This window comes from Cupriavidus sp. HPC(L), from assembly GCF_000307735.3.
Classification (GTDB): domain Bacteria; phylum Pseudomonadota; class Gammaproteobacteria; order Burkholderiales; family Burkholderiaceae; genus Cupriavidus.
Map to the genome: position 1 here is coordinate 1 of NZ_AMPR02000202.1, position 5596 is coordinate 5596.

General features: G+C 70.7%; 6 protein-coding genes and 1 pseudogene. 4 read left to right on the top strand and 3 right to left on the bottom strand.

Going from position 1 to position 5596, the window contains the following annotated elements:
• From B551_RS12850 to B551_RS12865, 4 genes and pseudogenes are all read left to right on the top strand, one after another.
• On the top strand, nucleotides 1-864 hold an 864-nt coding region (locus B551_RS12850), incomplete at its 5' end, for an SDR family oxidoreductase (protein WP_043439368.1).
• A gap of 196 nt (nucleotides 865-1060) precedes the next feature.
• Entirely contained in the window at nucleotides 1061-2338 is a 1278-nt protein-coding gene (locus tag B551_RS12855; protein ID WP_023264239.1) for an MFS transporter, read from the top strand.
• A 111-nt stretch (nucleotides 2339-2449) separates the two neighbouring features.
• Complete coding sequence (chrA, locus tag B551_RS12860; protein ID WP_006578893.1) at nucleotides 2450-3673, top strand: chromate efflux transporter; 1224 nt, start codon at nucleotides 2450-2452, stop codon at nucleotides 3671-3673.
• 155 nt (nucleotides 3674-3828) lie between these two features.
• Nucleotides 3829-4473, top strand: a pseudogene (locus tag B551_RS12865) (UdgX family uracil-DNA binding protein); the annotation flags it as partial.
• 122 nt (nucleotides 4474-4595) lie between these two features.
• On the opposite strand, the gene B551_RS12870 reads toward B551_RS12865, so the two are convergent.
• The 3 genes from B551_RS12870 to B551_RS12880 form a co-directional block, all read right to left on the bottom strand.
• Entirely contained in the window at nucleotides 4596-4997 is a 402-nt protein-coding gene (locus B551_RS12870) for a Na+/H+ antiporter subunit G (RefSeq protein WP_006578891.1), read from the bottom strand.
• 11 nt (nucleotides 4998-5008) lie between these two features.
• Nucleotides 5009-5284, bottom strand: coding sequence for a K+/H+ antiporter subunit F (locus B551_RS12875; protein WP_006578890.1), 276 nt, complete (start codon nucleotides 5282-5284; stop codon nucleotides 5009-5011).
• The coding region (locus tag B551_RS12880) for a Na+/H+ antiporter subunit E (protein WP_023264241.1) at nucleotides 5269-5596 on the bottom strand (328 nt) is incomplete at its 5' end. The genes B551_RS12875 and B551_RS12880, both read right to left, overlap by 16 nt.

Below are 5596 nucleotides of genomic sequence, written 5' to 3' on the forward strand. Positions count from 1 at the left end.
GAAGCGGCGCTGCGCGAGGTCGCCCATGTCTGCGCCGCGCACGGCGCCGACACGTTGACCGTGCCGACCGACGTCGGCGACGCGGAAGCGGTCGCGGCGCTGGCCCGGCTCGCGGCCGACACTGGCGACGGCCGCATCGACGTCTGGATCAACAACGCCGGCGTCGGCGCGGTCGGCCTGCTGGAGCAGACGCCGGTCCATGCGCACGAGCGCGTGCTGCGAACCAACCTGATCGCCTACCTGTACGGCGCGCACGCGGTGCTGCCCTACTTCAAGCGCGAGGGCCACGGCACGCTGATCAATGTGCTGTCGATGAACGCCTGGTCGCCGTCGGCCTATGGCGTGTCCTACACCGCGAGCAAATACGGGCTGCGCGGTTTCAGCGAGGCGCTGCGCGCCGAACTGCTGCCCTTCCCCGGCATCCACGTCTGCGACATCTTCCCCGCGGTGGCCGATACGCCCGCCTTTCGGCATTGCGCCAACTACACCGGCAAGGCGATCCGGCCGCCGCGGCCGCTGGTCGATCCCCGCACGATCGCGCGCGCCATCGTGCGCGCGGCGGCGCAGCCGCGCCGCCAGGCGACCACCATCGGCAGCGTGGCGTGGCTGTCCCGCCTCGGCAATCTGGTCGCGCCGGGCCTGACGCGCCGCTTTTCCCAGCAGCTGGCCCAGCGCTATCTGGACCGCGCCGACCACGCGTCACGCACCGACGGCAATCTGTTCGATCCGACCGAGGGCTATCTGGCCGTGGACGGTGGCTGGCGCAATCGCACGGACGCATCTCGCGCGGCGCAGGCCGGCGTGATCGGCGCCGGCCTGCTGGCGTTCGGAATTTGGGCGCTGTGGCGGCGGCAGGCCGGCTAGGAACCGCCAAGGTCGACCCGCGTGCCGGCGGCGTCATGCTGCGCTGCCGCACGATCGCGCGTTTTGCTTCACAATAACGCCGAAGCCGGCCGCCCGTAACTCGACGAGCGTGTCAGCGGGCCGCAGAGCCCGCGCTCCGGCCAATCACAAGATCCAAACAACACGCGTCCGCGCGATCTCTTGCAGTCATCTCCTCATGTCCGCCCCTGACGGTAGCCCATACGATCCGATCGACTCCATTTCACACGCCCCCGCCTCTTCCGCAGCCTCCGTGGCTCCGTCTGACGCCCCCGGCAAGGCTGCACGCCGCGCCGCGCGGCTCGCGCTGCTGGCGCTGGGGGTCGGCGGCTTCGCCATCGGCACCGGCGAATTCGTCATCATGGGCCTGTTGCCCGACGCCGCCAGCGACCTCGGCATCACGATCCCGGCCGCCGGCCATCTGATCAGCGCCTATGCATTGGGCGTGGTGATCGGCGCCCCGTTGCTGGCGGTGCTCGGCGCGCGGCTGGCGCGCCGCACGCTGCTGCTGGCGCTGATGGCGGTCTTCGCCGTCGGCAATTTCGCCAGCGCGCTGGCGCCCGGCTACGGCCCGATGATCGTCGCGCGGCTGCTGACGGGCTTTCCGCATGGCACCTACTTCGGCGTGGCGGCGCTGGTCGCCGCCAGCCTGGTTGGGCGCGAGCGGCGCGCGCAGGCGGTCGGCATGGTAATGCTGGGGCTGACCGTCGCCACGCTGGTCGGGGTGCCGATCGCCGCGGCGATCGGCCAGTGGTTGGGGTGGCGCTCGGCGTTCGCGCTGGTCGGCCTGATCGGCGCGCTGACGGTGCTGCTGGTCTGGCGCTGGGTGCCGTTCGTGCCGGCCGACCGGCACGCCAGCCCGCTGCGCGAACTGTCGGCGCTGGGGCGCAAGCAGGTCTGGCTGACCCTCGGTATCGGCGCGATCGGCTTCGGCGGCATGTTCGCGGTGTTCAGCTATATCAAGCCGACGATGATCGAGCTGGCGCATATGCCCGCCAGCGGCATCCCCTTCGTGCTCGCGCTGTTCGGCGTCGGCATGGTGATCGGCAACCTGGCGGGCTCCAAGCTGGCCGACAAGGCGCTGATGCCGACCATCGGCGGCGTGCTGGTCTGGTCGGCGGCGGTGCTCGGCGCCTTCGTGTTGACCGCGCCGCATGCCTGGCTCGCGTCGGCCAATGTGCTGCTGATCGGCACCGTGGTTGCGCTCGGACCGGCGCTGCAGATCCGGCTGATGGACGTCGCCGGCGATGCACAGACGCTGGCCGCGGCGCTCAATCACTCGGCCTTCAACATGGCCAACGCGCTCGGCGCCTGGCTGGGCGGCGTCACGATCGCGGCGGGCCTGGGCTGGCAATCGACCGGCTGGGTCGGCCTGCTGCTGGCGGCCGGCGGCCTGCTGGTCTATCTGCTGTCGCTGTCCGACGCCTCGCGCCGCCGGGCGCCGGCCGCTGCCTGACGATGCGGTAGCCGCGCCTTGCCGCCGCGGCGTCATCGGGCTGCGCTACCATGGCGCTCCCTGCACTCGAGCCGACGCTCGTACCGGTCCAGCACCATGGAGCCAGAACCGATGCCGGCCACTGACGGCCATCCCCTCGCCCCCAACCGCCATCCGGTATGGGAGGTGTTCGTGGCCTTCTTGCGGCTGGGCTTGACCTCCTTCGGCGGGCCGGTCGCGCATCTGGGCTATTTCCACCAGGAGTTCGTGGTGCGCCGGCGCTGGTTCGGCGAGCGCGTCTATGCCGATCTGGTCGCGCTCTGCCAGTTCCTGCCGGGGCCGGCCAGCAGCCAGGTCGGCATGGCGATCGGGCTGTCGCGCGCCGGCCTTGCCGGCATGCTGGCGGCGTGGATCGGCTTCACGCTGCCGTCGGCCATCGCGCTGATCCTGTTTGCGCTGACCCTGTCGACCTGGGGCAATGTGCTGCCCGCCGGCATGCTGGCCGGGCTGAAGATCGTCGCGGTCGCGGTGGTGGCGCAGGCGGTCTGGGGCATGGGCCGCTCGCTGTGTCCGGACCGCCCGCGCGCGACGATCGCCGCGGTCGCGGCCTGCGTGGTGGTGCTGGTGCCGGGAGCGCTGGCGCAGGTCATGGTGATGGCGGTGGCCGCATTGCTCGGCCGCGCGATGCTGAAGACCGCGCCGGCCGCCGAGCACGACCCTTTGCCGATCGCCGCCGGCCGCCGGCTCGGCGCGCTGCTGCTATTGCTGTTCGCCGCCTTGCTGGTCCTGCTGCCGCTGGCGGCGCAAACCTGGCCCGGCCAGGCGCTGGCACTGACCGATGCGTTCTACCGGGCCGGCTCGCTGGTGTTCGGCGGTGGCCACGTGGTGCTGCCGCTGCTGCAGGCGGCCGTGGTTCCCACCGGCTGGGTCGACAACGACGCCTTCCTGGCCGGCTACGGCGCGGCCCAGGCGGTGCCCGGTCCGCTGTTCACCTTCGCCGCCTTCCTCGGCGCCGCGATGCGGATCGCGCCGAGCGGCTGGGCCGGCGGTGCGCTGTGCCTGGTCGCAATCTTCCTGCCGTCGTTCCTGCTGGTCGCCGGCGCGCTGCCGTTCTGGGAGCGGCTGCGCCGCAGCCCGCATGCGCAGGGCGCGCTGGCCGGCGTCAATGCGGCAGTGGTCGGCGTGCTGGTGGCGGCCTTGTACGACCCGGTCTGGACCAGCGCGATCCACCGCCCGGCCGACTTCGCGCTGGCGCTCGCGGCGCTGGTGGCGCTGATGTTCTGGAAGCTGCCGCCGTGGCTGGTAGTGCTGGCCTGCGCGTTCGGGGGTTGGGGGTTGTCGCTGTTGCCGCTGTGATCCCGCTGTGATCGCGCTGTGATCCCGCTGTGATCCCGCTGTGATCGCGCTGTGATCCCGCTGTGATCCGATCCCGGCGGATCGGACCCGGCGCCGTTGGCATGCGGCGTGCTTGAACGACGGATGCGGTTCCGCAGCACCGCCAGCCACGCGCCATGTCCTCGCCATCCCGCCCCACCCCACCCGATGACGCACCCGACGACGCACCCGACGACGCGCCGGAACCGTCCGACCAGCGGCCCGCCACGCTCGATGCCTGCCGCCGCTGCGACCTGTGGCGCAATGCCACCCACGGCGTGCCCGGTGACGGCCCGGCGCCGGCGCCGGTAATGGTGGTCGGCGAACAGCCCGGCAACCAGGAAGACCTCGCCGGCAAGGCCTTCGTCGGTCCCGCGGGCCGGCTGCTCGACGAGGCCTTCGAGAAGGCCGGCTTGTCGCGCGAGTCGGTATTCCTGACCAACGCGGTCAAACATTTCAAATGGGAACTGCGCGGCAAGCGGCGCTTGCACAAGACGCCGGCACAACGCGAGATCGAGGCATGCGGCTATTGGCTCGAGGACGAGCTGGAACGGGTTGCGCCGCGCGTGGTGGTGGCACTCGGCGCGACTGCACTGAAGGCCGTGCTGGGGGTCAAGGCAACGTCGCTGCGCAAGGTGCTGCGCCAGCCGATCGAGCACGAGGGCCGCACCGTGATACCGACCTACCACCCGTCCTATGCGTTGCGCGTGCCCGATCCCGCGGCGCGCGAGGCCGCCTTCGATGAAATCGTCGCGGCCTTGAAGCTGGCCGCGAAGGTCAGCGGCAAGCCCGCGCGCAAGCGCGCCGGCGCGACGGTGGCCAAACCGACTGCGGCGCCCCCATCCAACGCTGCTTCGAGGCCCCGCGCGAAGCCGGCGCCCAAGCCTCGGCGAGCGGCGAAATCCTAGCGCCCGCCAGTGCCGTCCTCGTCGTCCTCGTCGTCCTCGTCGTCCGGCCCGGACTCGGCGCCGCGATCGGTCAACCAGGGCCGTCCGCGCGTGGGCGGATGGACCGGCACGCGCTGCTGCATCGCCGCCTTGGCCAGCATATGCGCGCTGATCGGCGCGGTCAGGAACAGGAAGGCCGTCAGCAGGATCTCGTGCAGGCTCCAGCCCTCGCCGAGGCTGCTGAAGTAGACGACCGACGCGATGACCACGCCGCCGACGCCGAGCGTGGTCGATTTGGTCGGCCCGTGCAGCCGCATGAAGAAGTCCGGCAGGCGCAGCAGGCCGATCGCGCCGACCAGCGTGAACAGGCTGCCGATCAGCAGCAGCGCGCAGACGATGGCTTCGAGGTAGAACGGCATCGCGGAGCCCCCTACTTCAGCTCGATGATGTCGCCGCGCTGCAGGTACTTGGTCAGCGCGACCGTGCCGATGAAGCCCATCACCGCCAGCAGCAGCGCGACCTCGAAGAACTGCGCCGAGCCGAGCCAGATGCCGAACACCACGATCAGCGCGATCGCGTTGATGTTCAGCGTGTCCAGCGCGACGATGCGGTCCGGCAAGGTGGGTCCGATCAGCAACCGCAGCAACGTCAGCAGGAAGGCGATGCCGAGCATCGCCAGCGAAATCGGAATCACGATGGCAAGCATAGGAAGATCTCCCTCAACGGCGCCTCGTAGCGCGACTTGATGCGCGCGATCATTTCGTCCGCGTCGTCGAGATCCAGCACATGGATCAGCAGACAGCGGCGGTCGTCGCTCAATTCGGCGCAGACGGTGCCGGGGCTCAGCGACACGATGCTGATCAGCGCGGTCAGCGCGATCTCGTGCTCGGCTTCGAGCGGCAGCTCGATAAAGGCCGGCTGCAGGCGCGCGCCACGCACCAATACGAGCCAGGCGACATGCACGTTGGCGACGACGATGTCGACCGCGACATGCCAGACCAGACGCAATGCGAGCCAG